This is a genomic window from Lentilactobacillus kisonensis DSM 19906 = JCM 15041 (assembly GCF_001434135.1).
GTDB lineage: Bacteria > Bacillota > Bacilli > Lactobacillales > Lactobacillaceae > Lentilactobacillus > Lentilactobacillus kisonensis.
Genome location: NZ_AZEB01000062.1, coordinates 1 through 3,504, shown reverse-complemented (window position 1 = coordinate 3,504; position 3,504 = coordinate 1). Strand labels below are relative to the sequence as shown.

At 50.7% G+C, this 3,504-nt stretch carries 2 tRNA genes and 2 rRNA genes; all 4 read right to left on the bottom strand.

From position 1 onward, the window contains the following. Positions 1-117, bottom strand: a 5S ribosomal RNA gene (rrf, locus tag FC98_RS13515). 78 nt (positions 118-195) lie between these two features. Then, positions 196-3,114: ribosomal RNA gene (locus tag FC98_RS13510) — 23S ribosomal RNA — on the bottom strand. 168 nt (positions 3,115-3,282) lie between these two features. After that, a tRNA-Ala gene (locus FC98_RS13505) sits at positions 3,283-3,355 on the bottom strand. Between the two features lie 29 nt (positions 3,356-3,384). Continuing rightward, a tRNA-Ile gene (locus FC98_RS13500) sits at positions 3,385-3,458 on the bottom strand. Between the last annotated feature and the right edge of the window lie 46 nt (positions 3,459-3,504).

Below are 3,504 nucleotides of genomic sequence, written 5' to 3'. Positions count from 1 at the left end.
GCGTGGCAACGTCCTACCCTCGCAGGAGGCGATCCCCCAACTACTCTCGGCGTGCAGAAGCTTAACGACTGTGTTCGGCATGGGAACAGGTGTATCCTTCTGGCTATCGCCACCACACTTCTTGTTGCTTGAAAGAACTTCGTTCTCTCAAAACTAGCTAATATTAATTTTCTGCTTTTCGAACACCATTTCTACTTGGTTAAGTCCTCGACCGATTAGTATTGGTCCGCTCCATGCATCGCTGCACTTCCACTGCCAACCTATCTACCTGATCATCTCTCAGGGGTCTTACTTCCATATAGGAATGGGAAATCTCATCTTGAGGTGAGTTTCACACTTAGATGCTTTCAGCGTTTATCTCATCCATACATAGCTACCCAGCGATGCGCCTGGCGGCGCAACTGGTACACCAGCGGTATGTCCATCCCGGTCCTCTCGTACTAAGGACAGCTCCTCTCAAATTTCCTACGCCCGCGACGGATAGGGACCGAACTGTCTCACGACGTTCTGAACCCAGCTCGCGTACCGCTTTAATGGGCGAACAGCCCAACCCTTGGGACCGACTACAGCCCCAGGATGCGATGAGCCGACATCGAGGTGCCAAACCTCCCCGTCGATGTGGACTCTTGGGGGAGATAAGCCTGTTATCCCCAGGGTAGCTTTTATCCGTTGAGCGATGGCCCTTCCATACGGTACCACCGGATCACTAAGCCCGACTTTCGTCCCTGCTCGACCTGTCTGTCTCGCAGTCAAGCTCCCTTCTGCCTTTACACTCGTTGAATGATTTCCAACCATTCTGAGGGAACCTTTGGGCGCCTCCGTTACTGTTTGGGAGGCGACCGCCCCAGTCAAACTGCCTACCTGACACTGTCTCCCGCCACGCTAAGTGGCGCGGGTTAGAGTGTTCACACAGCGAGGGTAGTATCCCACCAATGCCTCCGCCGAAACTAGCGTTCCGGCTTCAATGGCTCCTACCTATCCTGTACAAGCTGTGTCAACACCCAATATCAAGCTACAGTAAAGCTCCATGGGGTCTTTCCGTCCTGTCGCGGGTAACCTGCTTCTTCACAGGTATCTTAATTTCACCGAGTCTCTCGTTGAGACAGTGCCCAGATCGTTACGCCTTTCGTGCGGGTCGGAACTTACCCGACAAGGAATTTCGCTACCTTAGGACCGTTATAGTTACGGCCGCCGTTTACTGGGGCTTCATTTCTGGGCTTCGCCGAAGCTAACTCATCCACTTAACCTTCCAGCACCGGGCAGGCGTCAGCCCCTATACGTCATCTTTCGATTTTGCAGAAACCTGTGTTTTTGATAAACAGTCGCCTGGGCCTTTTCACTGCGGCTGTGCTTGCGCACAGCACCCCTTCTCCCGAAGTTACGGGGTCATTTTGCCGAGTTCCTTAACGAGAGTTCACTCGCTCACCTGAGGATTCTCTCCTCGACTACCTGTGTCGGTTTGCGGTACGGGTAGTTGATGACTCACTAGAAGCTTTTCTCGGCAGTGTGACGTTGGTTGCTTCCCTACTAAATTTCGGTCCTCATCACGACTTGTCAACCCGCTAAGAAGCCTTTAACTCCTTAACTGACTTGTCGCTTGAACATCCCTTTCCAACTGGATGCACAACTTAGCCTCCTGCGTCCCTCCATCGCTCAAACATCATCAACTAGTACAGGAATCTCAACCTGTTATCCATCGCCTACGCCTTGCGGCCTCGGCTTAGGTCCCGACTAACCCTGGGAGGACGAGCCTTCCCCAGGAAACCTTAGTCATTCGGTGGACCAGATTCTCACTGGTCTTTCGCTACTCATACCGGCATTCTCACTTCTAAGCGCTCCACCAGTCCTTACGGTCTGGCTTCATTGCTCTTAGAACGCTCTCCTATCACTTGACCGAAGGTCAAGTCCACAGTCTCGGTAATATGCTTAGCCCCGGTAAATTTTCGGCGCGGAATCACTCGACTAGTGAGCTATTACGCACTCTTTAAATGGTGGCTGCTTCTGAGCCAACATCCTAGTTGTCTATGCAACTCCACATCCTTTTCCACTTAGCATATATTTAGGGACCTTAACTGGTGGTCTGGGCTGTTCCCCTTTTGACGATGGATCTTATCACTCACCGTCTGACTCCCGGATAAAAATCAATGGTATTCGGAGTTTATCTGAACTTAGTAACCCATGACGGGCCCCTCATCCAAACAGTGGCTCTACCTCCATGATTCTACGTCCGAGGCTAGCCCTAAAGCTATTTCGGAGAGAACCAGCTATCTCCAAGTTCGTTTGGAATTTCACCGCTACCCACACCTCATCCCAGCACTTTTCAACGTACACGGGTTCGGCCCTCCAGTGCGTTTTACCGCACCTTCAGCCTGGACATGGGTAGATCACTTGGTTTCGGGTCTACAGCAGCCTACTTAAGCGCCCATTTCAGACTCGCTTTCGCTGCGGCTCCGGCTTTTCAACCTTAACCTTGCAGGCTACCGTAACTCGCCGGTTCATTCTACAAGAGGCACGCTATCACCCATTAACGGGCTCTAACTGCTTGTAGGCACATGGTTTCAGGAACTATTTCACTCCCCTTCCGGGGTGCTTTTCACCTTTCCCTCACGGTACTGGTTCACTATCGGTCACTAGGGAGTATTTAGCCTTGGGAGATGGTCCTCCCGGATTCCGACGACGTTTCACGTGTGTCGCCGTACTCAGGATCCTGAACTGAGGGTTGCTGATTTCATCTACGGGGCTATCACCCAGTATCGCCAACCTTCCCAGATTGTTCGATTATCAACAACTTTGGTAACTCAAATGTTCAGTCCTACAACCCCAATGAGCAAGCTCATTGGTTTGGGCTGTTCCCCGTTCGCTCGCCGCTACTGAGGGAATCGAAATTTCTTTCTGCTCCTGTGGGTACTGAGATGTTTCAGTTCCCCACGTCTACCTCTAATTAGCTATGAATTCACTAATTAGTAACAGCTGATTAAAGCTGCTGGGTTGCCCCATTCGGAAATCTCCGGCTCAAAGCTTACGTACAGCTCCCCGAAGCATATCGGTGTTAGTCCCGTCCTTCATCGGCTCCTAGTGCCAAGGCATCCACCATGCGCCCTTTTTAACTTAACCTGGCATCACTCACGTGATGCAAGTTAATTGAGTATTTGCGATTTTTTCTAGTTAACAAACTCAAAATAACGCGGTGTTCTCGGCTGAAATTATATTACAATTTCAATCATTACAGAAAATTAATATTATCTAGTTTTCAAAGAACCAAGTTTGACACATCTGTGTCAATGGAGAATAGCGGGATCGAACCGCTGACCCCCTGCTTGCAAAGCAGGTGCTCTCCCATCTGAGCTAATTCCCCAAGTTACTCCGGTCACTGTGGCCGGTGGATGGGCCTAAATGGACTCGAACCATCGACCTCACGCTTATCAGGCGTGCGCTCTAACCAGCTGAGCTATAGGCCCAAAAGCGTAACCGTTTTTGAGAGTAGACCTCTCAAAACTAAACAAA